Origin of the sequence: Streptomyces sp. NBC_01017, assembly GCF_045162795.1 — a bacterium.
Classification (GTDB): domain Bacteria; phylum Actinomycetota; class Actinomycetes; order Streptomycetales; family Streptomycetaceae; genus Streptomyces; species Streptomyces machairae.
Genome location: NZ_CP108683.1, coordinates 10035587 through 10061266 on the forward strand (window position 1 = coordinate 10035587; position 25680 = coordinate 10061266).

At 71.0% G+C, this 25680-nt stretch carries 24 protein-coding genes and 2 pseudogenes; 16 read left to right on the forward strand and 10 right to left on the reverse strand.

Annotation, left to right across the window (positions count from 1 at the left end):
• Window positions 1-63 precede the first annotated feature (63 nt).
• Together OG331_RS45810 and OG331_RS45815 are read left to right on the forward strand one after the other, a co-directional pair.
• The gene (locus OG331_RS45810; protein WP_406208718.1) at window positions 64-1662 is read left to right on the forward strand and encodes an FAD-binding oxidoreductase; all 1599 of its coding nucleotides are present in this window, start codon (window positions 64-66) and stop codon (window positions 1660-1662) included.
• A gap of 123 nt (window positions 1663-1785) precedes the next feature.
• Window positions 1786-2667, forward strand: a complete 882-nt coding sequence (locus tag OG331_RS45815) for a YegS/Rv2252/BmrU family lipid kinase (protein WP_406208721.1) — start codon at window positions 1786-1788, stop codon at window positions 2665-2667.
• 253 nt (window positions 2668-2920) lie between these two features.
• On the opposite strand, the gene OG331_RS45820 is transcribed toward OG331_RS45815, so the two are convergent.
• Complete coding sequence (locus OG331_RS45820; protein WP_406208724.1) at window positions 2921-3286, reverse strand: helix-turn-helix transcriptional regulator; 366 nt, start codon at window positions 3284-3286, stop codon at window positions 2921-2923.
• Between the two features lie 129 nt (window positions 3287-3415).
• On the opposite strand from OG331_RS45820, the gene OG331_RS45825 reads away from it, so the two are divergent.
• From OG331_RS45825 to OG331_RS45835, 3 genes are all read left to right on the forward strand, one after another.
• Window positions 3416-4153, forward strand: a complete 738-nt coding sequence (locus OG331_RS45825; RefSeq protein WP_406208727.1) for an ANTAR domain-containing protein — start codon at window positions 3416-3418, stop codon at window positions 4151-4153.
• A gap of 59 nt (window positions 4154-4212) precedes the next feature.
• The gene (locus OG331_RS45830) at window positions 4213-4665 is read left to right on the forward strand and encodes a flavodoxin family protein (protein ID WP_406208730.1); all 453 of its coding nucleotides are present in this window, start codon (window positions 4213-4215) and stop codon (window positions 4663-4665) included.
• Window positions 4666-4897: 232 nt separating this feature from the next.
• Window positions 4898-6901: a DUF1996 domain-containing protein gene (locus OG331_RS45835; protein WP_406210767.1), complete on the forward strand. Its 2004-nt coding sequence runs from the start codon at window positions 4898-4900 to the stop codon at window positions 6899-6901.
• 140 nt (window positions 6902-7041) lie between these two features.
• Here OG331_RS45835 and OG331_RS45840 read toward each other — a convergent pair whose 3' ends face one another.
• Together OG331_RS45840 and OG331_RS45845 are read right to left on the reverse strand one after the other, a co-directional pair.
• Window positions 7042-7803 (reverse strand): YqjF family protein, encoded by a 762-nt coding sequence (locus OG331_RS45840; protein ID WP_406208732.1) that lies wholly within the window; start codon window positions 7801-7803, stop codon window positions 7042-7044.
• An 80-nt stretch (window positions 7804-7883) separates the two neighbouring features.
• Entirely contained in the window at window positions 7884-8543 is a 660-nt protein-coding gene (locus OG331_RS45845) for a TetR family transcriptional regulator (protein ID WP_406208734.1), read from the reverse strand.
• Between the two features lie 57 nt (window positions 8544-8600).
• Between OG331_RS45845 and OG331_RS45850 the strand changes: the two genes are divergently transcribed.
• On the forward strand, window positions 8601-9287 hold the full coding sequence (locus tag OG331_RS45850; RefSeq protein ID WP_406208737.1) for a class II aldolase/adducin family protein: 687 nt from the start codon (window positions 8601-8603) through the stop codon (window positions 9285-9287).
• On the forward strand, window positions 9284-10213 hold the full coding sequence (locus OG331_RS45855; RefSeq protein ID WP_406208740.1) for a carbohydrate kinase family protein: 930 nt from the start codon (window positions 9284-9286) through the stop codon (window positions 10211-10213). Before OG331_RS45850 ends, OG331_RS45855 begins: the two co-directional genes overlap by 4 nt.
• Before the next feature lie 41 nt (window positions 10214-10254).
• Here OG331_RS45855 and OG331_RS45860 read toward each other — a convergent pair whose 3' ends face one another.
• Together OG331_RS45860 and OG331_RS45865 are read right to left on the reverse strand one after the other, a co-directional pair.
• On the reverse strand, window positions 10255-10554 hold the full coding sequence (locus OG331_RS45860) for a DUF4232 domain-containing protein (protein ID WP_406208743.1): 300 nt from the start codon (window positions 10552-10554) through the stop codon (window positions 10255-10257).
• A gap of 7 nt (window positions 10555-10561) precedes the next feature.
• Window positions 10562-10987, reverse strand: coding sequence for a hypothetical protein (locus tag OG331_RS45865; RefSeq protein ID WP_406208746.1), 426 nt, complete (start codon window positions 10985-10987; stop codon window positions 10562-10564).
• Between the two features lie 213 nt (window positions 10988-11200).
• Here OG331_RS45865 and OG331_RS45870 point away from each other — a divergent pair, with 213 nt between their 5' ends.
• From OG331_RS45870 to OG331_RS45885, 4 genes are all read left to right on the forward strand, one after another.
• The gene (locus OG331_RS45870; RefSeq protein WP_406208749.1) at window positions 11201-12514 is read left to right on the forward strand and encodes a helix-turn-helix domain-containing protein; all 1314 of its coding nucleotides are present in this window, start codon (window positions 11201-11203) and stop codon (window positions 12512-12514) included.
• A 44-nt stretch (window positions 12515-12558) separates the two neighbouring features.
• On the forward strand, window positions 12559-13038 hold the full coding sequence (locus OG331_RS45875) for an HIT family protein (protein ID WP_406208752.1): 480 nt from the start codon (window positions 12559-12561) through the stop codon (window positions 13036-13038).
• A 234-nt stretch (window positions 13039-13272) separates the two neighbouring features.
• The gene (locus OG331_RS45880; protein WP_406208755.1) at window positions 13273-14094 is read left to right on the forward strand and encodes a DUF4239 domain-containing protein; all 822 of its coding nucleotides are present in this window, start codon (window positions 13273-13275) and stop codon (window positions 14092-14094) included.
• 20 nt (window positions 14095-14114) lie between these two features.
• Window positions 14115-15494, forward strand: a complete 1380-nt coding sequence (locus OG331_RS45885) for an ABC transporter substrate-binding protein (RefSeq protein WP_406208758.1) — start codon at window positions 14115-14117, stop codon at window positions 15492-15494.
• Between the two features lie 162 nt (window positions 15495-15656).
• Here OG331_RS45885 and OG331_RS45890 read toward each other — a convergent pair whose 3' ends face one another.
• Window positions 15657-16595, reverse strand: a complete 939-nt coding sequence (locus OG331_RS45890; RefSeq protein WP_406208761.1) for a hypothetical protein — start codon at window positions 16593-16595, stop codon at window positions 15657-15659.
• A 292-nt stretch (window positions 16596-16887) separates the two neighbouring features.
• Window positions 16888-18534 (reverse strand): ribosomal protection-like ABC-F family protein, encoded by a 1647-nt coding sequence (gene abc-f, locus OG331_RS45895; RefSeq protein WP_406208763.1) that lies wholly within the window; start codon window positions 18532-18534, stop codon window positions 16888-16890.
• Between the two features lie 210 nt (window positions 18535-18744).
• Between abc-f and OG331_RS45900 the strand changes: the two genes are divergently transcribed.
• From OG331_RS45900 to OG331_RS45920, 5 genes are all read left to right on the forward strand, one after another.
• On the forward strand, window positions 18745-19161 hold the full coding sequence (locus OG331_RS45900; RefSeq protein ID WP_406208766.1) for a VOC family protein: 417 nt from the start codon (window positions 18745-18747) through the stop codon (window positions 19159-19161).
• Window positions 19162-19206: 45 nt separating this feature from the next.
• Window positions 19207-19734 (forward strand): GrpB family protein, encoded by a 528-nt coding sequence (locus OG331_RS45905; RefSeq protein ID WP_406208769.1) that lies wholly within the window; start codon window positions 19207-19209, stop codon window positions 19732-19734.
• Window positions 19735-19858: 124 nt separating this feature from the next.
• Window positions 19859-20716: an ABC transporter ATP-binding protein gene (locus tag OG331_RS45910; RefSeq protein ID WP_363037370.1), complete on the forward strand. Its 858-nt coding sequence runs from the start codon at window positions 19859-19861 to the stop codon at window positions 20714-20716.
• A complete protein-coding gene (locus OG331_RS45915; RefSeq protein WP_406208772.1) occupies window positions 20713-21705 on the forward strand; it encodes an iron-siderophore ABC transporter substrate-binding protein in 993 nt (330 codons plus the stop codon). The genes OG331_RS45910 and OG331_RS45915 overlap by 4 nt, the downstream gene beginning before the upstream one ends.
• Window positions 21706-21709: 4 nt before the next feature.
• Entirely contained in the window at window positions 21710-23782 is a 2073-nt protein-coding gene (locus OG331_RS45920) for an iron ABC transporter permease (protein ID WP_406208775.1), read from the forward strand.
• A 95-nt stretch (window positions 23783-23877) separates the two neighbouring features.
• Here OG331_RS45920 and OG331_RS45925 read toward each other — a convergent pair whose 3' ends face one another.
• From OG331_RS45925 to OG331_RS45935, 3 genes and pseudogenes are all read right to left on the reverse strand, one after another.
• The gene (locus tag OG331_RS45925; RefSeq protein ID WP_406208778.1) at window positions 23878-24747 is read right to left on the reverse strand and encodes an ABC transporter ATP-binding protein; all 870 of its coding nucleotides are present in this window, start codon (window positions 24745-24747) and stop codon (window positions 23878-23880) included.
• Between the two features lie 4 nt (window positions 24748-24751).
• Window positions 24752-25404: pseudogene (locus tag OG331_RS45930) on the reverse strand (iron chelate uptake ABC transporter family permease subunit).
• Between the two features lie 38 nt (window positions 25405-25442).
• A pseudogene (locus OG331_RS45935) lies at window positions 25443-25670 on the reverse strand (iron chelate uptake ABC transporter family permease subunit); the annotation flags it as partial.
• Window positions 25671-25680 lie beyond the last annotated feature (10 nt).

Genomic DNA, 25680 nt, shown 5'->3' on the forward strand with positions numbered 1-25680 from the left:
TAACGCCTGCGGGGCCGTCCGGGACACGGCATCGCTCGAATCGACCGGTGAGGACAACAGCCAATGGACATGCTGTGGAGCGGCTGGGGCGACCCGGCCAAGGCGGCGCCGCTGCCCGAGACCGTGACCGGGCTGCTGCGCGACTGGCTCGGCGTCAAGCCGCGCACCGCCGAGCCGGTCGCCCTGACGGACATCGCCGTACCCGAGCCGGGACTCGAACCCGCCGCACTCCAGGCCCTGTCCGCAGCGGTCGGCGGCGAGGAGCACGTGCGCACCGACGCGGAGAGCCGCATCCGGCACACACGCGGCAAGTCCACCCCCGACCTGCTCCGGATGCGCGAGGGCGAGGTCGACGACATTCCCGCGGCCGTCGTTCTCCCCGCCGACCACGACGACCTGCTCGCGGCACTGCGCGCCTGCGCCGAACACGGCCTGGCCGTCGTCCCGTTCGGCGGCGGCACCTCCGTCGTGGGCGGCCTCGCCCCCGCCCGGCGCGGCCCCTTCGTCGCCCTGGACCTGCGCCGCATGGACCAGTTGCTCGCCCTCGACCCGGTCTCCCGCACCGCCACGCTGCAGCCCGGGCTGCGCGCGCCCCACGCCGAGGCGCTGCTGGCCGAACAGGGCTTCACGCTCGGGCACTTCCCCCAGTCCTTCGAGTGGGCCACCATCGGCGGGTTCGCCGCCGCCCGCTCCAGCGGCCAGGCGTCCGCCGGCTACGGCCGCTTCGACGAGATGGTCCTGGGCCTGACCGTCGCCACCCCCGAGGGCACCCTCGACACGGGCCGCGCGCCTCGCTCGGCGGCCGGCCCCGACCTGCGGCAGCTCGTGCTCGGCTCGGAGGGTGCGTTCGGTGTCATCACATCCGTCACCGTGCGGATCCGTCCCCTGCCCGCGACTCGCGTGTACGAGGGCTGGCGCTTCGACTCCTTCGAGGCGGGCGCCGCCGCGCTGCGCCGCCTCGCCCAGGACGGCCCGCGCCCGACGGTGCTGCGGCTGTCCGACGAGACGGAGACGCTGATCGGCCTCGCCCAGCCCGACGCCATCGGTGCCGCCGTCGACGGGCAGCAGTCCGCGGGATGCACGGCGATCGCCGGTTACGAAGGCACCGACGAGGACACCTCGTACCGCAGGGAGCGTGCGTCGGCCGTCCTCCGGGACTGTGGCGGAACCCCGCTGGGCGAGGAACCCGGACAGCGCTGGGCGCACGGCCGCTACTCGGCCCCCTACCTGCGGGACTCCCTGCTGGACGCCGGGGCGTTCGTCGAGACGCTGGAGACGGCGACCTTCTGGTCACGCGTGCCGGAGCTGTACGCGTCCGTGCGCGACGCCCTGTCCACCACGCTCACCGAGGCCGGCACCCCGCCCCTGATCATGTGCCACATCTCCCACGTCTACGAGAACGGTGCCTCGCTGTACTTCACCGTCGTCTCGGCGCAGGGCGACGAACCGGTGGTGCACTGGGAGAAGGCGAAGCACGCCGCCAACGAGGCGATCCTCGCCGCGGGCGGCACCATCAGCCACCACCACGGCGTGGGCACCGACCACCGCGACTGGTACGTCCGTGAGGCGGGCCCCCTGGGCATCGAGGCGCTGCAGGCCGTGAAGCGCCGACTGGACCCGAGGGGACTGCTCAACCCCGGGGTCCTCCTGCCCCTCGACTGACCCGTCCAGACTGTTCATCCCCGGGAGTCCCTCGGGGCCCCCGGGTCCGCCCGGTCCTTCCGCTCATCCACCTCCTCCGCCCGCCTCCGGCAGCACCCTCCCGTCGGCCCGAAAGGCACCCCGATGCGACAGTTCACCGCCATCGTCAACCCCACGGCGGGCGGATCCGCCTCAGCTGCCGCACTGCTGAACGTGGCCAGGCCGCTTCGGGAGGCCGGGGCCGACCTGGAGACCGAGTACAGCCGCAGCCTGGCCCACGCCCAGGAACTGGCCCGTGACGCCGGGGAGCGGGGCCGGGTGGTGCTCGCCGTCGGCGGCGACGGAATCGCCGGCGGTGTCGGCGGGGCCCTCAGCGGCACCGACGCCGTGCTCGGCCTGGTCCCCGCCGGCCGCGGCAACGACTTCGCCCGGGCGCTGAACCTGCCCACCGAGCCCGCCGCCCTCGCCGAGGTACTGCTCCACCACGAACCCCGGCAGGTCGACACCATCGAGGTCGAGTCGGCCGTGCACGACCGCACGGTGGTCCTCGGCAGCGTGTACGCGGGCGTCGACGCCCTGGCCAACCGGCACGCCAACGAGGCCACACTGCTGCGCGGCTCGGCCTCCTACTACGCGGGCGGCCTGCGCGCCGTCACCACCTGGCGCCCCGCGCGCTACCGCGTCACCGTCGACGGCCAGGAGTACCTGCACACCGGCTACACGGTCGTGGCCGCCAACTCCGGCTACTACGGATCCGGCCGCCTGATCGCCCCCGACGCCCGCGTCGACGACGGTCTGCTGGACGTCGTGATGATCCGCGAGGCGCCGCGGCGGCTCTTCTTCGCCCTGATGAACGAGCTCAAGACCGGCGCCCACGTCCAGCGTCCCCAGGTGCAGATCCTGCGAGGCCGGGAGATCCGTATCGCGGCCGACCGTGAGGTGCCCTACGGCGCGGACGGCGAGGTGGAGGCGACCCTGCCGGTCACGGTCAGGGTTCTGCCGGGAGCGCTGCGCGTCCTGTGCTGAGGCCGGGCCACCGGTGTTTCCACGGCGGCCGAGTCCGGCGACCGGCCGCCTGCCGTGGCCGAGTCACGTCGTCTCTGCGGGGTACGCCCCACCCGCTCGCTTCTGCGGGGTATGCCCCACCCGCAGGTAATAGGTCCTCCGAAGGACGCGCGCCGTCAGCAGATCAAGCGTCTTCCGCGTGTCACGCGCCTTCCGCAGGTCATCGGCCCTCCGCAGGGCACGCGCCTTCCGTAAGCCATCCACCCACCGCCGGTCATCCGCCGTCCACGGGCATCCGGGGGCGCGCCGTCGTGAGCTGCTGCGGGGCGGAGGTGTGATCGGCCTCGGCCTGGATGAGCAGCGAGAGCAGTTCGGCAACCGGCAGTCCGGCCTCGGCGGGGTGCCGCAGCACCTTGCCGGCCTCGACCCGGTAGGTGTTGGCGCGTCCCTCGCGGGTGTGGGACAGATAGCCGTCCTGTTCCAGGTCGGAAATGATCTTCTGGACAGCCCGCTCGGTGAGCCGGCAGTGCGCCGCGATGTTCCGGATCCGAACGTTGGGATTGTCGGCGATGGCCGCGAGGACGCGGGCATGGTTCGTCAGAAACGTCCACCCGGTGTGCGGCTCAGGGACTCCGTCCATGGCCCAAGACTACGGCCGGGTGTTCACGAATACAAATACACGCACTCGATTTCATGTATCTGTTGACGTGTTCCGTAGTTCGGGTTCACTCTTGTAGCGAGACGGGGAGTATCTGAGGGAGAGGCGGTCATGCCCGAGCTCGCGTCCTCTGCGCAGCCCCCCAACAGGGGCGCTGCCGACCGTGTGAACCACGACGGCGTACCGGCGGCGGCTTTGTCGTGGCCGCTCGTCACCACAGTCCGCGCGGACGGCGACAGGGCCATGGTGAAGGTCTCCGGAGAGCTTGACCTCGACAGCGGCGAGCGACTCCAGAGCGTCCTGCGTGAGGCCCTGAATCGCTCCGTCCGCGGCGTCGACCTGCATCTGGAGGGCGTGTCCTTCTGTGACTGCTCGACCCTCAACATCCTGCTCAACATGCGCCACTTCGCCCTGGAGCAGGGCAAGACGGTCGCGATCCACGCAACCAGTACGGCCGTCGACCGCCTGCTCTCGCTGACCGGCACGCACTCGCTGTTCGGCCGGCTCGACCCGGACGGGCATGCCGCGGTCGATGGGCACGCCCAGGACCCGGAGGCGCCCGAGGGTGCCCATCACGATCTGCGGATAGAGGTCGCCCAACTGCGCCGGGCCATGCAGACCCGGCCGACCATCGACCTGGCCCGCGGCATCCTGATGGCCTCGTTCAGCCTGAGCTCGGAGGAGGCCTGGACGGTACTGGTCACGGCCTCCCAGAACACCAACACCAAACTGCACTCGCTGGCCGGGGACCTCGTCACCGCGGTCAAGGGCGATGCGCTGCCCGATGAGGTGCAGGAACATCTGTCGGCCGCGGTCGCCAGGGTCAACGCCGTCGTCCCCGAGCACTGAGGGCAACACTCCGCACGTCAGGGTTGCGTCGCGAACGGGCACCCCGGCAGGGTTCGGATGTGCCCACCTTGCTGATCGTGCATCACACGCCCTCGCCCAACTGCCAGGCCATGCTCGAAGCCCTCATCTCCGGTGCCACGGCGCCGGAGATCGAGAACGTCGACGTCGTGCGCCGGCCGGCGCTGTCGGCCACCGCCTCCGACGTACTGGCCGCCGACGGCTACCTCCTCGCCACCCCGGCGAACCTCGGCTACATCTCCGGAGCCCTCAAGCACTTCTTCGACCAGATCTACTACCCCTGCCTGGACGCGACCCAGGGCCGGCCCTTCGGCTACTACGTGCACGGCGGCAGCGATGTCACCGGAGCGGTGCGGGCGATCGACTCGATCACGACGGGTCTGGGCTGGCGCCGGGAGGCGAATCCGGTGACGGTCACGGGCGAGCCCACCAAGGCGGACACCGAGGCCTGCTGGGAGCTCGGGGCGACGCTCGCCGCCGGTCTGATGGGCTGACCTGGACCGCGGCTTATTCCAACACCCCACAGTGACCAGGGTGTTTACCTTCGTTGTGAGAAATTTCTGTGAATCCGTGAGGCGTTTGAACACAACGCGGCCCGTCTCCGTATTGGACCGGGGGATTTTCATGCCCTGACCGATCACGAGGCGTAGGAGTACTTCCTTGGGACGCAGCACGCGAAGACGCCCCACGGGCGCACGGCGCGCGACTTTTGCAGCGGTCGCGCTGATGTTGGGCGGCGGCGGCCTGGTCGCGGCCAACGTCTATGCCTCGGCCACCGAGGACGGCGGAGCGGATCCCGCCCGGACGTTGTCCACCCCGGCCGGCACGATCGACTGCCCGGATGTCGGCAGCGAACTGACGGATGTGCCGGACGGAGCGCGGGAGGACGTCGCGAAGGAACTCGCGCTCCTCGACCAGCAGATAGCCGAGGCCTACCAGCGGCTGCAGGAGTCGGCTCAGGCCATCCAGCAGGACGAGGGCTTCGCCGACAGCGCGATCATGAACCCGCTCAAGGACAAGCGGGCCGCGACGATCGAGCGGATCGCCATCGCTGTCGACCGCGTGGGAGACCGGCCCGAAGGCCTCGACTCCCTCGCCTCCTGCACTCTGCGTGCCGCGGACAACGGCACAGGTGAGGACGGCGACGGCGGCGACCAGGAACAGGGCGGCGACGACCAGGACGGCGCGGACCAGGGCAACCAGCAGCCCGGGAACGGCGACCAGGAGGGCAACGGCGGACAGGCGGGCAACGGCCCGGTCGCAGCGGACTTCGTGGACATCAAGTCCGTCCAGCCGAACGTGGCCGGCGCGGCCCAGCAGAAGGGAGCCTCCCGAGGCACCTTCGCCACCAGCTGCGGCGTCAACGAGAACGGCCTGTTCAACTCCGACAACGTCATCGTGGCCCCCGGCGTCTCCAACGGCGCCCACCACTTCCACGACTACATCGGCAACCAGTCCAACGACGCCTTCGCCAGCGACGAGGACCTGGCGAACGCCGAGACGAGCTGCGTCGACCAGGGCGACAAGTCCACGTACTACTGGCCCGTGATCCGGCTCCAGAACGGCAGCCAGGAAAAGGACGCCAACTCGCCCGGCGGTGGCATCGAGGGCAACGCCGGTGAGATCGTCACTCCCAAGGAAGTGACGCTGGACTTCGTGGGCAACCCCCGCAGCAAGGTCACCGAGATGCCGCGCCTGCTGCGCATCATCACCGGCGACGCCAAGGCGTTCGTGAACGGCACCGCAAACGCCAACGCCTCCTGGAGCTGCACCGGCTTCGAGGACCGGCAGCTGAAGGACAAGTACCCGCTGTGCCCGCAGGGCAGTGACGTGGTGCGCACCTTCAAGTTCCAGAGCTGCTGGGACGGACAGAACATCGACAGCGCCAACCACCGCGCCCACGTGGCCTTCGCGGCGGCCGACGGCAGCTGCGCGAACGGCTTCAAGGCCATTCCGCAGCTGGTGCAGCGGATCGTGTACGACGTCGACGCGCCCAGCCTCCAGGACGGCGGGAAGACGACCCCGCTGTTCGCGGTGGACTCCTTCCCCGAGCAGCTGCACAAGCCGGTCACCGACCACGGCGACTTCATCAACGTCTTCAGCGAGGACCTGATGGGCGAGATGGTCGACTGCATCAACGAGGGCCGCAAGTGCGGCGCCGGAGCGGGCGACGGCGGCGAACCGGGCGGCGAGGAGCCGACCGAGGAGCCGACCGAGGAGCCGACTCAGGCTCCCACCACCCCGCCGGGCGGGAACGACGACCCGGGCAACGACAAGCCGGAGCCCGGTGACGGAGGGGACAAGCCGACCGACGCGCCGGCCACCGAGGACCCCGCGACGGACGAGCCCGCCACGCAGGAGCCGACTGAGAAGCCGGCGACCGAGAAGCCCGCGACGGACGAGCCTGCGACCGAACCGGCGGAGGAGGACGGCAAGCCCACCCTGTCGAGCACGGTGGCGCCCAAGGCCGACGGAACCCCCACGGCGAACGAGGTCGACAACGGCCAGGGACAGGGCGACGACGGCGCCGGCTCGGGAAGCACTCCGGCGCAGACCCAGCCCGCCGCGGGCGGCGACGACTCCGGCGCCGGTTCCGGGACGGAGCCGCAGGCGGTCGGCAACGGTGACCTGGCGGAGACGGGCACATCGCTGTGGCCGGCCGCGGCCGGCGCCGTGCTCCTGATGGGCGGTTTCCTGCTGCTCATGCGCACGAGGCGCCGCGCCGAGTGAAGGCGAGGACGGACACCCCGTAACGGCGTTCGACGCCGATACGTTCCAGGGGGCTCGGACCGGTCATCCCGGTTCCGGGCCCCCTGGCCTTTGCCGGCTCGCAGCTCCGTCCGGGAGGTGCCGCTGCCGTCATCCGCCGATCACGGCGTGGGGATGCCCGCCGGCCGCGCCGGGCGGCCCAGACGGACCGGGACGCCGGGGGAGTACAGGACGCTGACCGGGGCGGTGCTCGGTGCGGGCAGCCTGGCGGCGGTGATCAGGTTCTCCTCGCAGCTGATCAGCTCGGCCCGGTACAGCGGCCACCGAGGATGGTGGTTGGGCAGGTACGCCACCGGTTCGGGACCCCCGAAGAAGGCGTTGTGCATGCCCCAGCGTGCGGTGAGGAAGTGCTCCAGCTCGGTGGGCTCCTCGATGCGATCACCGGTGCGTACGGTGATCCGGCTGGACGCGCCGCGCGGGCCGGGCCAGCGACGGGAGCTGGTGTACGTGACCGTGTCGCCGGCCGAGCGCACGGCCATCCGGGACCACAGATACGGCAACCGGAATCCGACCCGTCCCATCACCACCGGGATCAGCCGGGAGGCGTCCATCGACCGGAACACGACGCCGCGCCGTCCGTGTGCGTCCACGGAGTAGAGGCGCACGTTGGTCTCGGGAAACGTCCCGAGATACGGCACCCCGGGCAGCCGCAGCCAGCCGACCCGATGCATCCGGAATGCGACGAGGCCGACGTACGTGACCCCGTCATGCGTGTCCGGAACGGTACCCCGCGGCAGCAGGTCAGCCACCACGTCCGGCTCGACGGCCCAGTGGATGAAGGCCAGGTCGAGCCACTGCTGGGTGAGGAGCGGGGTGCGTATGTGGGCGGGGGCGTCAGGGGTGACAGGAGACGGTTTCGGCACACAGCCAGGATGTCAGAGTCGTGCTCCGAAGCCCCAGGCACTGCCGGGCCCCGCGCGCCGGACCCTGTCCGTCACCTGCCCTACGGCCCCTCATAGCGCGCGGCGACACCGGCGAGATACCCCCGCAGCATGAGCCTGGCCTCGTCGAGCAGCCCGGGGTCGCCCTCCGGGTCTCGGCGGAAGGCCTCCTGCGCGAGGGCGTCGGCGGCGAGGACCGCGGCATGGCAGGCCAGGGCGAGCGCCTCGTCGTCCCGGGCGACCCCGAGGGTCAGCAGGATGCGCCGGACTCCGTCCGCCATACGGCGCTTGTGCTCACGGTCCGCGGCCCGGGTCTGCTCGGTGAGGCTGCTGCCGAACCACAGGGCCCTGAAGCCGTGCTCGGTGCGATAGATCGCGGCGTACACGTCGATGAGCACACCGACCGGGTCGTCCCACTGCTCGGCCGCGGCAGCGCGTACCAGGTCGTCCATGGCGCTCTCGAGCCGGACGAAGTACCCGGCCGCGAGGGCATCGATGATCGCGTCGCGGTCGGGCAGGTACTGATACAGCGACCCGACCGAGACCTGCGCCTCGGCGGCGATGCGGGTCGTGGTCAGCGCCTGCACGCCCTCGCTGATCAGAACGCGTTCCGCCGCCTGAAGCACGCGGGCGAGGCGGGCCTTGCTGCGCGCCTGCTGGGGAGTACGGCGCAACGGGACATGCCACGCGTCGCCGGCGGGTTGCGGGGCGGGATCGCCCATGTACGGCCTCCGAACCTGAACGTGACATTGTTTCAGGTTTACGTTAGCGTCGCGTACATGACCGACTCAAGCTCAACGCTGGGTCAGGAGCGCGCCGCCGTGGCCGAGGCGTGCCGTCGGCTGGGGGCGGAGGGCCTGCTCATCGGCACGGCCGGCAACGTCAGCATGCGGGTCGAGGACCGTGTCGCGATCACGGCCACGGGCGCGGTGCTCGCGGAACTGACGGCCGACCAGGTGACCGTGGTCGACCTCGACGGAAACGTCGTGGCCGGGACCCTGGAACCCACCTCCGAACTGGACCTGCACCTCGGTGTCCACCGCCGCTACGGAACGGGCGCGGTCGTCCACACCCACGCCCCGATGGCGACCGCGCTGTCCTGCGTGCTCGACGAACTGCCCTGCATCCACTACCAGTTGCTGAGCCTGGGCGGCTCGGTGCGCGTGGCGCCGTACGCCACCTTCGGCACACCGGAGCTCGCCGAGTCCGTCCTGACGGCGCTGGAGGGCCGTAGCGCCGCGCTGATGGCCGGCCACGGCTCGGTCACGCACGCTCCCACGCTGGCCAAGGCGGTCGAGCACGCCCTGCTGCTGGAGTGGGCGTGCGGCGTCTACCGGCATGCGGCCGCCCTCGGGAAGCCCCGTGTCCTCGACGAACACCAGCAACTCGCGGTGATCGAGGCCGCGCTCGCCCGGAACTACGGCACCACCCACCCCGTACCGCCCGTGCAGGAGGGACACCGATGAACGTCGTCACGATGGGCGTGCATGTGCTGGACGTACTGGTGCGGCCGGTGGAGGCGATTCCCGAGGGCCAGGGCGCGACGCTGGTGGACGACATCAGGATGACCGCCGCCGGAACGGCCGGCGGCACTGCGCTCACCCTCGCCAAACTCGGCGCGTCGGTGAGCAGCGCCGGGGCGATCGGCTCGGACCCGACCGGGGACATGCTGGTCCAACTGCTCGGCGCGGCAGGCATCGACACCCGCTTCCTCGTCCGCCGCACGGACACCGCCACCTCCGCGAGCGTCCTGCCCATCCGTCCCAACGGCGACCGGCCCTCGCTGCACCTGCTGGGCGCCAACATCACGTACGGCCCCGACGACGTGCCCTGGGACGCGATCGCCGAGGCGAACCACCTCCACCTCGGCGGCCCCGAACTCATCGGCGCCGACACCGCAACGCGCGTCCTGTCGTACGCCAAGGAACACGGCGTGGTGACCTCGGTCGACCTCCTCGCGCCCGGCGCCCTCGGAAGTTTCGAACAGATCGAATCGGTCCTGCCGTACGTCGACCACATGCTGCCCAACGAGGACCAGGTCCTCGGCTTCACCGGTGAGGAGGACGTGGTGGCGGGGGCGAAGAAGCTCCTCGCCGCCGGAGCGGGCCTGGTCGCGGTCACCCGCGGCGGTGACGGGGCCCTGCTGGTGACCCCCGAGGGCTCCGAGAAGGTGCCCGCGTTCGCGATCGACGTCGTGGACACCACCGGCTGCGGCGACGCCTTCTCGGCCGGCTTCGTACGCGGCATGGGCCTGGGCCGCAGGCCGTACGACTCCGCCGTCCTCGGCTGCGCCGCGGCGGCCTTGGTGGCCCAGGGACTCGGCAGCGACCACGGAGACTTCGACCTCGCCGGCGCGGATGCGTTCGCGGCGAGGTGCGAGCCACGCGGCTGATCTTCCGGGCAACGAGGCGACGGGGCTTCAGCCACGGGGCGTCAGCTGAGGGCCGTCTCCACGTCCGTCTGCCAGTACGTGACGCTCAGGGCGCTGTCGTAGTAGACGCCCTTCGCCGGCAGGGACGGGGTGGCCGACGGGCCGCCGGAGCTGTTGGGGGTCTTGCCCTGGAAGGCGACTGTGAGTGCGCGGCCGGTGTCGCCGCCCGTGCCGCTGTCGTCGGCCGCGCTGAGCCGGACGCCCGCGTAGCCGGAGGCGCCCGGCTCCAGCATCGGCACGGCCTGCGGCTTGGTGTCGTCGAAGGCCTGCGGCACCCACTGCATCTCGTCGAAGCGGAGCACCGGGTAGTTACATCAGGGCGCACGGCTTCGAGCCGGTGTTGGTGACGGTGAGCAGCATGTGGTTCAGCGAGCGGGGGACGGGCTGAGCCGTGGTCCTGGTGTTGGAGCCGTTGCAGATGGTCACGTCCCCCGGTGCGTTTGCGCCCCCCTTCGCGCCCTCGCTCGTGCCGCTGCCCCCGCTGGTGCCGTTCTCCGCGGGCTTGCCCGCCTGCGAGGGCTGGGCCGACTGCTGCCCGGAGCCCGCGCTCTGCCCCGGCCGTTGGGACGACTGGTCCTGCGCAGGCTTCGAGGCGTCTGCCGCCGCGGACGGTGACGTCGGCTGCGAGGCGCCCTCGTCGCGGGTCCCGGAGCCGTTCTCGCATGCGGTGAGGGCGAGGACGGCGACGGCGGCGCCGGTGGCGGCGAGAAGGCGGGCGTGACGGAAGGTGCGCATGGCTGATTCCTTGTCGGTGCAAAGGACTTGAAGGCATCCGCTCGACCGGATGCCGGGAGCGGCGTGCTTGGATGACCTGAGCTTGTCCGGTGATCCGTCCCGGCCGCCACGTCCGTCGGCGATCAGGGACACCGGAACGGCTGCAATGGATCTGACCTGGAGAAACCCCCATTCCCTGGAACGGGGGAACGGGACACGGGGGATGGAGGAACGGTGTCGGAAGGCACGGCTGCGACCGATTTCGCGGCGTTTCTGCGGCAGTTGAAGGACCGCTCGGGGCTCAGCTACGGGGTCCTCGGCAAACGACTGCACATGAGCACCTCGACGCTGCACCGGTACTGCAACGGGGATGCCGTCCCCACCGACTACGCGCCCGTGGAGCGGCTGGCCCGCCTGTGCAAGGCCTCGCCGGAGGAACTGGTGGAGCTGCATCGGCGGTGGGTGCTGGCGGATGCGGTGCGGGGGAGGAAGGGGGCGGCGGAGGCGACCGCATCCGTTGACGGGACGGCCGTCGGGCCCGACCCTGACCGGGCCGGGTCCGAGTCCACGCCCGCTACCGAGCCCACGCCGGGTCCGGCCCCCGCCGACGTTGCCGGCCCCTTCCAGCTCCAGCGCAGCCACCCGGCCCGCCCTCGCCGCCGTACCGCACTCCTCGCCGGTGTCGCGGTGGCCGCCGTTCTCGGGGCCGCCGCACTCGCCATGAATCTGCGGTCGGACGGAAGCCAGGGCGACGACGACCGGGGGCGCAGCGTCGGTGCCGCCGCCTCGAAGGACGTCACCGCCCCGACCACCAAGGCCTCGCCGCAGTCGTCGCCGTCCGACTCGCGGAGCACCAAGCCCGGTGGGACGAACTCCTCGTCCCCCTCCGCAACCCCGACGAAGAACGCGCCCAACGGCGGCGCAGGCGCCGGTGCCAAAACGGACGCCGAGCCGCCGCTGACCGTGAACGTCCGCCCGTACAGCTGGGAACACCCCTGCTACCAGCACTACTTGATCGACCGGCCCGCGACGGACATCGGCCCGCCCCCGGTCGAGCAGGACGCGCCGGCCTGGGTCGGGGCGAACAAGGCGGTGACGGCCGGGGAGCAACTGGTGACGCTGACCGTCCAGGGCACCGGCAAGGAGACGGTCGTGATCGATGGCCTTGACGTGCGCGTGGTCCGCAAGGACACGCCACTGGCCTGGAACGACTACGTGATGGGCGTCGGGTGCGGCGGTGGTGTGCCGACACGTCCCTTCACCGTCGCCCTCGACGCCGCGCGTCCCGTCGTCGTGGCCGGAGCCGGACAGCGCGACTTCTCCTTCAAGGTGAGCGAGTCGGACCCGGAGGTCTTCAAGATCACCGCCGATGCCTCGGCGTACGACGTGACCTGGTACCTGGAGCTGACCTGGTCCAGCGGCGGCCGGAAGGGCACGCTGGTCGTCGACGACAACGGCAGGCCGTTCAGGACGAGCGGCAACAACGGGCGACCGGCGTACGAGTTCCCACTTGGTGGCGAGAAGTGGCTGAAGTCGGTGGAGGGATAGAGGGGAACCCGGCGGTGTCGCGGCGCCTTGAACCAGGATTCGCGGTGACTCGCGATTGGCGGACGGATCGGATCGGGGCCGCTCTCCGCGGCGAGAACCCCACAGTGCTGCGGCGACTCGGGTCCGGGTTCGCGGTGATCGGCGACGTCCAGTTCCTGCCGGGCTACGCCGTTCTCCTCGTGGACGAACCCGGTGTTCAACGCCTCTCCGACCTGCCGAAGGCCAAGCGGCTGGCGTTTCTCTCCGACATGGACCTGCTCGGCGAAGCGGTCGAGCGGGCCTGTCGGCGCCTGGACCCCGAATTCCGCCGGGTCAACCTGGAGATCCTCGGCAATACGGACCCGTTCCTGCATGCCCACGTTTGGCCACGGTACGAGTGGGAGCCGACCGAATGGGTGGGCAAGCCGGTATGGCTGTATCCGGCTGACCGGTGGCGTGACGAGCGATTCAGGCTCGGTCCACAGCATGAAGCGCTGAGGGATGCGATCAGCAGCGAATTGGACCAGTTGCGATCGATGCCCTGACGGAGCGGGTCAGGTGCCCGCCACGTTCTCAGGAGGCGCCAGTTCGCGTTTCGTAAGGCCTTTCGGGGAATGTGACGCCGAAGCGCACCCGTACCGTCCGACATGGCCGCTCTCGGCGTAGCCGAAGCAATGCCGGGGCAGCTCTGACGCGTGTCTGATGGATTCTTGCATGTGCCGGCCTGGGCCCAGACTGTGGTTCTGGCCGGGGGCCTTCTCATTTTCGGCTTGTGCGGGATGCTCGCCCGTCCCTGGGCGCGCCGACGGTTCGACGACGATCCGGAACACGACGAGCGCGTCACCTTCCTGGTCGAGGTCGTCGGGGTGTTCTACGCGTTGCTCGTCGGGCTGGTCGCCGTCGGTGCGTACGACCACTATGTGGAGGTGAAGAGGCTCGTCAACCAGGAGGCCTCGCAGCTGACCACCGTCTACCGCGCCGCACAGTCCTTTCCCAACAGCCGTCGCTGCAGGCTCCAGTCGCAGATCCGCAACTACGCCGAGAACGTGATCGACGACGTCTGGCCCAAACAGAAGCAGGGCCGGATCGAGGAGGACCAGGGCAGGCTGGACGCCGTATTCGAGTCGCTCATGTTCTACGAGCCGCGGAACGCCCAGGAGTCGAACGCGCAGTCCGTCACCCTCGAAGCGTTCAACGAATACAACAACCTTCGTCGGGAACGGCAGGGAGAGGTGGAGATCGGCCTGCTGCCCGGTCTCTACATAGTCCTGTTTGTCGGCGCGGCCGTCGTCATCGCCGCGACCTGGGTTCTCGTCGGTGTCAGGCTGAGCGATCACTTGGCCATCACCGGCCTCCTGTCGCTCTTCATCGGCGTCTTCCTGTCTCTGGTCGTGGCGCTGGACTACCCCCTCCAGGACAGCAACTCGATCCCGCCGAAGTCCTGGACGGTCGCACTCACGAAAGGAATGGGTGTTCCCGACGAGGGCGCGAAGCAGGTCGGCACCTACTTCGGAGAGTCAACGGCGGACCGGGTACCGGGCTGTCTCCTGAACGTGTCCGACTACGTGTCGTTCGCGAGCTCGGAGAAACTCCCGGAGTGAGGAAAGGCGTCCGAGTCCTGGTGAAACCACGACTGCTGTCCCGTTTCGCGTTGGCGGGATCCCTGATCGCCTTCCTCGCACTTGCCTCGGCCGCCTGCACGGGGAATCACGCGGACGAGAAACGCACGACGGTCACCGTCGCTGCCGTCGACTTCATGCGCGACATCGACAAGCTCGTCGACGACTTCGAGAATGACCACCCGGACACGAACGTGAAATTCGCCTTCCTGCCCGAGAACACGCTGCGGGCCAGGGTGCCGAAGGACATCGCCACCGAGGCCGGACACTACGACGTCGTCGCCATCGGCCCGTACGAGGCACCGATCTGGGCATCACGAGGATGGCTCACCCGCCTCGACGGCTACGCGGGCCAGGGCGGCTACGACATGGGGGACTTCATCCCCACGGTGCGTAAGTCGCTGTCGTACAACGGCGGCCAGTACGCCGTGCCCTACTACGGCGAGTCGTCCTTCCTGATGTACCGGAAGGACCTCTTCGCGAAGGCCGGCCTGACCATGCCGCAGCGTCCGAACTGGCAGCAGGTCGCCCGACTGGCGGCGAAGCTCCACGACCCCCGGCACGGCGTCGCCGGGATCTGCCTGCGCGGCGGACCCGGCTGGGGAAACCTGCTCATGCCCTTGAACACGGTGATCCTGACCTTCGGCGGCCGCTGGTACGACGAGCACTGGAACCCTCGGCTCACCTCCCCCGAAACGAAGAAGGCGGTCCGCTTCTACGTGGACCTGGTCCGCCTGCACGGCCAACCTCGGCCGGCCGAGGTTGGACCCGCCGAGTGCCTGAGGACGATGCGGCAGGGCAAGGCGGCCATGTGGTACGACAGCACAGCCCTCGCCGGCAGTCTTGAGGACCCGAACAGCAGCAAGGTCGCGGGCCGACTCGGCTACGCCCCCGCCCCCGTGGTGAGCACGGCAAGCTCGGGATGGCTGTGGTCCTGGTCGCTGGCGATCCCGGTCACGTCGAAAAACCCGCAAGCCGCCTGGGAGTTCGTCTCCTGGGCGACGTCCAAGGGCTACCCGAAGCTCTACGGCGAAAGGCTCGGCTGGGTTCGTGTGCCACCCGGCAGCCGGCTGTCCACCTACCAGTTGCCCAAGTACCAGCAGGCCACCAAGGCGTTCGTCGCCCCGACGCTGCACGCCCTCGACGCGGTGAACCTCGTGCACCCCGGGGTGCACGAGCAGCCGTGGGTCGGCATGTCCTACGTCGGCATCCCTGAGTACGCGGGCCTCGGCAACCGCGTGTCCGCGGAAATCTCCGCCGCGATCGCCGGCCGCCAGTCCGTCGACGAGGCCCTGGCCAGGTCGCAGATCTTCGCGAGGGACGTGGTCGAGGGGGGTGGGTACAGGGATCAGGGAGGGGAGCGGGAGTCGCCTGAGCAGTGACGGCCCGCCCCCGTTGGCATGAATCGCCATGCGATCCACTCCGCGCGATGGGTACACACGAGTTGCATGTGATCGGTGACTGGCGCGCGGTCGACTGAGCCGGGCTCGCCCCTCAGCTTGTCCTTGGCGGCCCGACCCTCACCCTCTCTTCCCGGATCCGCGTCAGGCTTCGAGGCGTTCCGTGTACGCCTCGGTCGGCGGAGTCGGGGTCGGACTCGTCATGCCCACCGACCAGAACCCGGTGGTGCCGGGGACGGACGTCACGGCATTGAGAAACGGCGCCGGCGCCGTGCCGGCCGGGCCCCGGACGATGGTCCAGGTGCTTCCGTCCCGGCGTAAGTACGTACTGCGGCTCTGGTCCTGGAAGTTCCAGCCCGAGATCCACGCGGCACGCCCCTGCGCATCGCCCGCGATTCCGGTCAACGAGCCGGCGACGACGCCCGTTTCCACCCGCGTCCAGGCCGTGCCGTCCCAGTGGCTGAGGGACGGGTTGCCCGGACGGCCGGGCGGCCCGCCGACGCCGAACTCGGTGCCCACCGCCCATACATCGTCGGGGCCGGCCGAGTGGAGGTCGGCGATGCTGAGGCGCAGGCTCGGGACCGCGGGCAGTACGGTCCAGGCTCCGTCCCAGCGGGCCACGAGCCCGGACCATCCGCCCCCGTTCGACTGGTCGCCGCTCACCCAGACCTCGCCCGGCGAGCGCAGGACCACTCGGTACAGGTTCACGCTCGCCACGGGCAGCGGGTCCAGCCATCGCCAGTGTTGCCCGTCTCCGTGCAGCAGACGGGCGGCGCCGCCTCGGCTGCCGCAGATCCACACCTGCCGGTCCGGGCCGACTGCCACCGCGTTCAACCGAACGTCCGCCTCGCCCTGGCCCGGGAACGCGACCTCGCGCCAGGTGGTTCCGTCCCAGCGCAGCAGCGGGCTGCCGGTGCCGACCGGCTGGCCCACACTCCACGCCGCGGTGGCACAGACACCGGCGACATCGCTCAACCGCGTGTGGTTCAGATGCGACAGGTCGGTCTTCGTCCACGCGCTGCCGTTCCAGAGCATGGCCAGCGCTCGCCCCTGCGACGAACCGCCGCGAGCCTCCTCGCCCACGGCCCAGGCCAGTTGAGGTCCGACGGCGGCGATACGCCGCAGCTGCGCGGCCGGAACGCTGCCGGGTGCCGGTACGGCCTGCCACCCTGCGTACGGGGCGTCGGTACGCCGGCCAGGGCCTGGCCCGGGCCGAGCGCGACCCCCGAGAGTGCGCCGATCGCCCCTGCCACAAATCGCCTTCGTCTCACCGCGGTGTCCCTCCAGGCCGATAGGGCGGATAGGAGGGACACCGTGAACCAACGAGCCTCAGAGGTCTAGATACGGGGATGACAAAGCTCGCCGGGGAGCTCGTTCAGTACCTGCGGCCGGCGTGCAGCTCCAACCGCTCCCCGGTGAACCGCTCGCGGAAGCCGCGGTCGTGCGAGACCGCGACCACCGCTCCCGGGTACGCAGCCAGCGCCGCCTCCAAGTCCTCGATCAGGTCGAGCGCGATGTGGTTCGTCGGCTCGTCGAGTACGAGCAGGTCCGCGGGCCGGGTCACCAGGATCGCGATCTGGAGTCGCCGTTGCTGGCCCGCCGACAGCGCGGCCACCGGTACGTGCAGGTCCTCCTCACGGAACAGGCCCAGTGCCAGTAGCTGTTCGGCGTACTCCTCCGGTAGCCCGGGCCGCCCTGCCGCGAAGGCGGCGAGCAGCGGGAGCCGTATGGAGCGCGGGGGCAGCTCCTGCGCGAGGTACCCGATCCGCGCGGGGCGGCGTACCGCGCCCGCGTCCGGCTCCAGGTCTCCCGCCAGGACGCGCAGCAGTGTCGTCTTGCCCGCTCCGTTCTCGCCGGTGACGAGCAGCCGCTGTCCGGGCGCGATCGTCAGCGTCCCGTCCAGCCGCAGCCGCTCTGCGACCATCACGCCGTCGAGTTCGGCGAGCGGGCGCTCGACGGCCTGCTCGCCGCCCGCCGCCGACAGCGCCGCCGTGAACCGCAGCGGTTCCGGGGGCGCCGCGACCGGGTTGCGCCGCAGGTGGGCCAGCCGTTCCCGGGCCGCACGGACCTGCCCGCCGAGCTTCGCCTCGTGCGAGCGGCGGTGCTTGCCGAAGCCCTGCCGGGGGTCCTTGCCGGTGCCGGCCAGCCGCTTCCCGGCGGCCTCGACCAGCTCCTCGGTACGGGCCACTTCTTCCAGCCAGTCCGCGTGCTCCTGAGCCGCGCGGCGGCGGGCGGCGGCCTTCGCGGTGCGGTAGCCGGTCCAGCCGTCGCCGTACCGGTGCACGGTGTGCGCGTCGCGGTCGACTTCGAGGATCGTGGTGGCGATGCGTTCGAGGAAGCCGCGGTCGTGGGTGACCGCGACGACGGTGCCGCGGTGTGCGCGCAGCTGGTCCTCCAGCCAACGCACGGCCGTCGCGTCGAGGTGGTTCGTCGGCTCGTCCAGGAGCAGCAGCTCGGGCGCGGCGGCCAGTACGCAGGCGAGCGCGAGCCGTGACTGCTCGCCGCCGGAGAGTGAGCCGAGGGCGCGGTCGCGGGTGATCCCGGCGATCCCGAGCCCGTGCATGGCGGCGTCGACGCGGGCGTCCGCCTCGTATCCGCCGCGTTCCTCGTACGCCATCAGCAGCTCGCCGTACGCCGCGAGTTCGTCAAGCGATGCCTCGCCGAGACCCTCCTCCGCCTCGCGCAGGCCGCGCTCCATGTCGCGCAGTTCGGTCAGGGCGAGGTCCACGGCGTCCTGCACGGTGCAGTCAGGGTCCAGGTCGAGGGTCTGGGTGAGGTGGCCGACCCCGCCGGGGAAGCTGACGGTGATCTCCCCGGCATCCGGCACCTCGGCTTCGGCCAGCAGTCGCAGCAGGGTGGATTTGCCGGAGCCGTTCTCGCCGATGACGGCGGCCTTCTCGCCGGGGCGGACGGTGAAGGACACCTGGTCGAGGACGGTGCGGGTGCCGTAGGACTTGGTGACGTCCTTGACGGACAGCTGGGCCACGGCCGTGGGGGCAGCGGTGTGGGCGCGTTCGCGCATGTGACTTTCCCTGGGAATGCGAAGTGTCTACGGGCAGCAGAAACGGCGGCATCGGCCGTGCCCGGACTCAGAGAAAGAAGAAGAAACGCATACGCCCACTGTAGCAAGACGATGCGTATCGTCTCAACTCGAATGCCGGTCCCGTCGACATGCGCTCCGGAACCAGGTGTGTCACAACGGGTGAAAGCCCCTGCGGATCAGGAGTCCTCCGTGCCCTTCGTTCCGTGCATCAGCGTGTCCGACACCGCTGCCAGCCTGGCCTTCTACGAGAGGCTGGGCTTCGACGCCGACTCCAGCACCTCGCGCCCGGGGGACGACCTGCACATGCTCCTCCACAAGGGCGAGTTCTGCGCCATGCTCTACCGCAACACCGACCTCAAGCAGTGGCTCCCCGTCCTCAGGGACCAGCCCCTCGGGTTCGCCGGCATGTTCTACTTCGCCGTCGACGATCTCGACGCCTTCTACGAGCACGCCGCCCAGCACGCCGAAGTCGTCAAGGAAATGACCACCGACGAGACAGGCCAGCGGATGTTCTACATCCGCGACCTGGACGGCTACGTCATCGGCTTCAACGACAAGGCCGCGCTGAACGCCGGCGACCTGGGCAAGTACGCCGAGCCGACGTGATCGGGGTTGGGTCGGCGTCGGCACCGGCGCCGATAGCGTGGTGGTGTGGCTGACCTCGACGAACCGATCCACGTCGTCGCTCCTGATCCGGCCTGGGGAGACCAGGGGTGGACGCTGGTCCACGACATCTCGGCAGCTCTGCGCGGACTGCCCGTGGATGTGGCGCACATCGGTTCCACGGCCGTTCCAGGACTTGAGGCCAAGCCGGTCATCGACGTTCAGGTCGGCTGTCCGGCCGGCAGAATCGAGGTCGCTGTCGCCCGCATTGAGCGGCTGGGCTTCGAGTGGCTGGGGGAGGCCGGCGTTCCCGGGCGGCAGTACCTGCGCCGGCGTTCCGGTCTGCCGGTCAATGTCCATGTGGTCGGGCGGCAGGGGCGATTGTGGGCCGACAACCTCCTCTTCCGGGACTATCTGATCACTCATCCGGACGCGGTGGCCCGATACGCAGCCGCGAAGCGGGAAGCCGCTCGCCGGGCGCCGACTCTGCTGGCGTACTCGGATCTGAAGGCGCAGATCGTGGCGGAGATCATGGGGGCGGCGCGCGGTGCCGCGGACGGCGGGCGGGCTTCGTAGGGCTGTCCGCCCGGACGGTCCTGGCCCCGCCCGGCCGGGATTCGGCCTTTGGCTGATCCTCTTCTTGTGCTCGGGTCCACCCACCCCTCACAGGTTTTAGTAAGGTTAGGCTAACCTGTGCCGCGTGCAAGCAGGTGAAGAGACCTCCGCGGCGGTGCGCCCCCGCGGTCATGAGCTGTCGGCCACGGATGTCACCGTGGCCTACGAGGGCGTGGACGTCGTACACGACGCGTCGGTGACGCTGCGGCCGGGTGAAGTGACCGTGCTGGTGGGCCCGAACGGCAGTGGCAAGTCGACGCTGCTGCGGACGATCTCGCGGTTGCAGCGGCCCAGGAGCGCGACGCTCGTCATCGACGGCGCCGACGGACTGGCGCTGACCCCGCGTGAGTTCTCGCGCCGCGTGGCCCTGTTGACGCAGGGGCGACCCACGCCCAGCGGCCTGACCGTACGGGACGTCGTGGAGTTCGGCCGCTACCCGTACCGGGGCCGTTGGGGCAGGGCCGACCCGGGCGGCCCGGCGGCGGTGGAGCGCGCGCTCGTCATGACCGGAGTCGCCGAGCTCGCCGAGCGGGGCGCCGAGCATCTCTCCGGCGGACAGCTCCAGCGGGTATGGCTCGCCGGCTGCCTCGCGCAGGAGACCGGCGTACTGCTCCTCGACGAGCCGACGACCTACCTCGACCTGCGCTACCAGATCGAACTCCTGGACCTGATCCGCGACTTGGCGGACGACCACGGGATCGCCGTGGGCGCCGTCCTGCACGACCTCGACCAGGCCGCGGCCCTCGCCGACCGGATCGTGCTGCTCCACGAGGGGCGGATCGTCGCGGACGGTCTCCCCGAGGACGTACTGACGGCTCAGCGGCTGACCGACATCTACGGCATCCGCATCGAAGTCGACACCGACCCCTTGACGGGCCGGCTGCGCACCCGCGCGATCGGCCGGCACCACACGCGAACCGAAAGGCTCAGCACCCCCTCATGAGACGCCTCCTCACGACCGCGGCGGTCGCCACCGCCGCGGCCCTCACCCTGACCGCCTGCGGTACGACCGAGCCCGCCGCCGACAGCAGCGACGCGAAGAAGACCGGCGAGGCCATCACCCTCACCGATGCCTCCGGCAGCAAGGTCGAACTCGACGGGCCGGCCAAGAAGGTCGTCGGAACCGAGTGGCACGAAGTCGAGCTCCTGGTGTCGCTGGGTGTCGACCCGGTCGGCGTCGCCGACGTCAAGGGCTACAACACCTGGGACACCGCGGTCCCGCTGAAGAACGAGCCCAAGGACATCGGCACCCGCGGCGAGCCCAGCATGGACACCATCGCTGCGCTCGCGCCGGACCTCATCGTCGCCAGCACCGACCTGCCGCCGGCGGCCGTGAAGCAGCTGCGCAAGGTCGCCCCCGTCCTGGAGGTGCGCTCCGCCGACGCCTCCGACCCGATCGGCCGGATGACGAAGAACCTCGACCTCGTCGCCAAGGCCACCGGCACCACCGAGCAGGCCGAGAAGCTGAAGGACGAGTTCGACGCGAAGGTCGCCGAGGGCAGGAAGGCCCTCGCGGACGCCGGCCTCGACGGTGCCGAGTTCGCCTTCGCCGACGGCTACGACATCTCCAACCAGGTCTCCATCAGGCCGTTCACCAGCGGCTCGCTCATCGGCGCGGTCAACGAGGAACTCGGCCTGAAGAACGCCTGGACGGTCAAGGGCGACAAGGACTACGGGCTCGGCACCACCGACGTCGAGGGGCTCACCAAGCTGGGCGACGACGTGCAGTTCGCCTACATCGCCAACGACGGCGACAAGAGCAGCACCCCGTTCACCGCCACCGGCGCCCTGTCCAAGGACAAGGTGTGGACCTCGCTGCCGTTCGTGAAGAAGGGCAACGTCCACCGACTGCCCGACGGTATCTGGATGTTCGGCGGCCAGGAGTCGATGGGGGCGTACATCGACGCCCTCGTCAAGGAGCTGACGAAGTAACACCATGGCCGTCACCGCGACAACTCCCGCCACCCGTCCGCCCGCGGCCCCCGCCACGTCCCGGACCGGTGCGGCCGCGGTGACGGCCGCTCTGGTCCTGCTGGTCGCAGGCCTGGCGGTCGTGGACATCACGCAGGGCACGGCCGCCGTCGGCGCCGGCGAGGTGTTCAAGGCGCTCACCGGCCGGGCCGACCCGGCCGATGCCCCCGTCGTCATCGCCTCCCGGCTGCCGCGCATGGCCGCCGGGCTCCTCGTGGGAGCAGTGCTCGGGATGGCGGGTGCCACCTTGCAGGCGATCAGCCGCAACGTGCTCGCCTCGCCCGACACCCTCGCGGTCAACGCGGGCTCCTACCTGGGGCTCGGGCTGGCCGCCGTCACCGGCGTCTCGCTGCCCCTGCTCGCCTCCTCCGGCGTCGCGTTCGCCGGGGGCCTCGTGGCGGTGTCCGTCGTGCTCGGCCTGTCCGGACTGGGCGCGGGCACCGTCCGGCTCGTGCTCGCCGGCAGTGCCCTCGCCCTCGGCCTGACCGCCGTGACCGAGGGTCTGCTCCAGCTCTTCCCTCAGGAGACCCAGGGCCTCTACAAGTGGAACCAGGGCAGCGTCGCCCAGAGCGGGTTCGACGGCGTGGCCCAGCTCGCGCCGCTCGGCGTCGCCGGCCTCCTCGGGCTCCTGCTGGTCGCCCGCCGGGTCGACGCCCTGGCCCTCGGCGACGACGCCGCCCGCGGGCTCGGCGTGCCGGTGCGTGCCACCCGGGTCACGGCGGTCGTGTGCGCGGCGCTGCTCTCCGCGGCGGCCGTCACCCTCGCCGGGCCCATCGGCTTCGTCGGCCTGTGCGCCCCCGCGCTCGTCCGCCCCCTCGCCCGCAGGTTCCGCGGGTTCACCCGGGCGCAGGCGAGCCTTCCGGTCGCGGGCCTGACCGGTGCGGCACTCGTCCTCGGCTCGGACGTCCTGCTGCGGGCCCTCGTGCCGACGGACCTGGCGGTCGCCGTGCCGACGGGTGTCGTCACCAGCCTGGTCGGTGCCGTGTTCCTGATCGTGATGGCCACGCGGCTGAAGGACACGGCCGCGGCCGCCGCACCCGACCGGCTGCGCATTCGCAGCCGGACCGTCTTCGTCACCACCACGGTCGTCCTGGTGGCGGTGCTGGTCGGCGTGACGATCGCCGCGGTGCTGCTCGGGGACAGCAAGCTGCTGCTGGGCGACGTCGTCAACTGGGCGCAGGGCAGGGCAGGCCGGGCCGTCTCGTTCGTACTCGACACCCGCGTGCCCCGGGTTCTCGCGGCACTCCTCGCGGGCGCGGCACTCGCCCTGGCCGGGACCCTTGTCCAGGCCGTCACACGCAATCCGCTCGCGGAGCCCGGTGTCCTGGGCGTCTCCGGCGGGGCAGCGCTCGGCGCGGTGCTGCTGGTGACGACCGTGCCGCTGGCCGGATCGTGGAGTGTGGCCGGCGCGGCGTTCGCGGGCGCGGCTGTCAGCTCGATCATCGTCTTCGGGCTCGCCGCGCGGGGCGGGTTCCAGCAGAACCGGCTCGTCCTCGTCGGCATCGGCATGGCCACCGGCTCCACCGCGCTGGTCAGCCTGCTGATCGTCCTCACCGACCCGTTCAACGCGGCGAAGGCCCTCACCTGGCTGTCCGGTTCCACGTACGGACGCACTCTGCCCGACATCGCACCGCTCGCGGCCGTCCTCGCGCTGGGCGTGACCGTCGCGGTCCTGCGGCGCGCGGAACTCGACCTCGTGTCCCTCGACGAGGACACCCCGAGGCTGCTCGGGCTCAACCTGGCGCGCGGGCGCCTCGGTTTCCTCCTCCTGAGCGTCCTGCTCGCCGCCACCGCGGTCGCCGCCGCGGGCACGATCGGCTTCGTGGGCCTGGTCGCCCCGCACGCGGCCCGGGCGCTCGTGGGCCGACCGCACGTCAGGGTGATCCCGGTCTCCGTGCTGCTCGGCGCCGCTCTCGTCTGCACGGCGGACCTGCTCGGCCGCACCGTGATCGCGCCCGCTCAACTCGGCGCCGGCCTGATGACCGCGGTGATCGGCACGCCGTACTTCCTCCACCTGCTCGTGCGCAGCCGCCGGTAGGAGACCCGGCGAACGGTAACCCGCGGGGCGTACGGCGACCGCGGGGACCGTTCACCGGTCGAGCCATCGGCGCGGGTCCCCGCGATGCCTCCCGCTCAACCGGCGCGGCCCGCCACGACGTCGGCCGGGTCGACGCCCTCGTGGTGACGGCTCATCGGCACCGCCATCGGCGTTCCGCTGACCGGATCCTCGCCGACCACGCACCGCAGCCCGAAGACCTCCTCCACCGTGGCGGCGGTAACGACCTCGGCCGCAGTGCCCTCGCCCACGATGCGGCCGGCCTTCATGGCGACGATGTGGTCGGCGTACCGGCATGCCTGGTTGAGATCGTGCAGCACCATCACGACGGTGCGGCCCTGCTGCCGGTTCAGGTCGGTGATCAGGTCGAGGACGTCGATCTGATGGGCGAGGTCGAGGTACGTCGCCGGCTCGTCCAGCAGCATCACCGGCTTACCCTGCGCGACCGCCATGGCGATCCAGGCGCGCTGCCGCTGGCCGCCGGACAGCTCGTCGACGGCCCGCTGGGCGAGGTCGGCCATCGCGGTGGCACGCAGCGCCTCGTGCACGGCATCCTCGTCGGCGGACGACCACTGCCGCCACCACGTCTGATGCGGTGAACGGCCCCGCCCCACCAGGCCGATGACGGTCAGCCCCTCGGGGGCGACCGGCGACTGCGGCAGGATGCCCAGCTGCTGCGCGAGAGCCCGCGTGGGGATCGAGTGGATCGAGCGCCCGTCGAGGTGGACGGCACCGCCCTCGGGGGTCAGCAGCCGGGCGAGCGCGCGCAGCGGCGTGGACTTCCCACAGGCGTTCGCGCCGACGATCACCGTGATCCGGCCGGACGGGATCGTCAGGTCGAGATCCTCGACGACGACCCGGTCGTCGTACGCCGGCCGCAGGCCTTCGGCGCGCAGGTCGGGGCCGTCGCCGGAACTGCCGTACGCCGCCTGGTACTTCGATGACACGTCTTCAGCCTCCTGAACCGGCGCGGTTCGCGCGGACGAGCAGCCACAGCAGGACGGGGCGCCGAGCACACCCGTGACGATCCCGACCGGAAGCTCGGTGTCCGGGATGAGCTTCCGGGCGACCAGGTCGGACACGAGCACCATCACGGCGCCGGTCAGTCCGGCGGCCACGGGCGGCGGGTACGAGGTGCCGGCCAGCCGCTGGGCGACCTGCGGGGCGGCGAGCGCGACGAACGCCACCGGCCCGGCGCTCGCGGTCCCGAACGCCACCAGCCCGACGGAGACCAGCAGCACGGCCACCCGCACGGTCTGGACGCGCGTGCCGAGACCGCGGGCGACATCGTCCCCCAGCTCCAGGGTCCGCATTGCCGCCCGAGCAGTTCGTGGACGATCAGCTCGGTGCCGGGGTCGCCCGCGCCGACCAGGGCGCGCATCACGTCGGTGAGGGGGAGGGAGATGTCCCCGACCGACGTCTCCACGCAGAACGCCAGAAGGGCGAGGGCGGCCAACACCAGGCACGGCCACCAGCCGGGGCCGCAGCACCCCGGACACGGGCGGCACGTCGAGCCGGAAGGCGACCCGGTCGGCGGTACGGCGCGACGGCGGCCGGTCCGCGGGGTCCTTCCGGTCCGGAACGGGGGCGAGTTCGGCGGTCATGGGCTCACCGCTCCGCGACTGAGGGCGTCCGGCACGGTTCACAGCTCCGCGAGTCGGCGCCGGCGGACCAGCGCGATGAAGAACGGGCCGCCGATGAAGGCGACCAGAATGCCGGCCTGGATCTCGGTCGGACGGGCGACCAGGCGTCCGGCGATATCGGCGGTCAGCCGCAGACAGGGCGCCAGCACGGCCGACAGGGGGAGCAGCCGGCGGTGGTCCGGGCCGATGCCGGCCCACTGGGTGAGGACGCGGGCGATGTGCGGCACACCAGGCCGA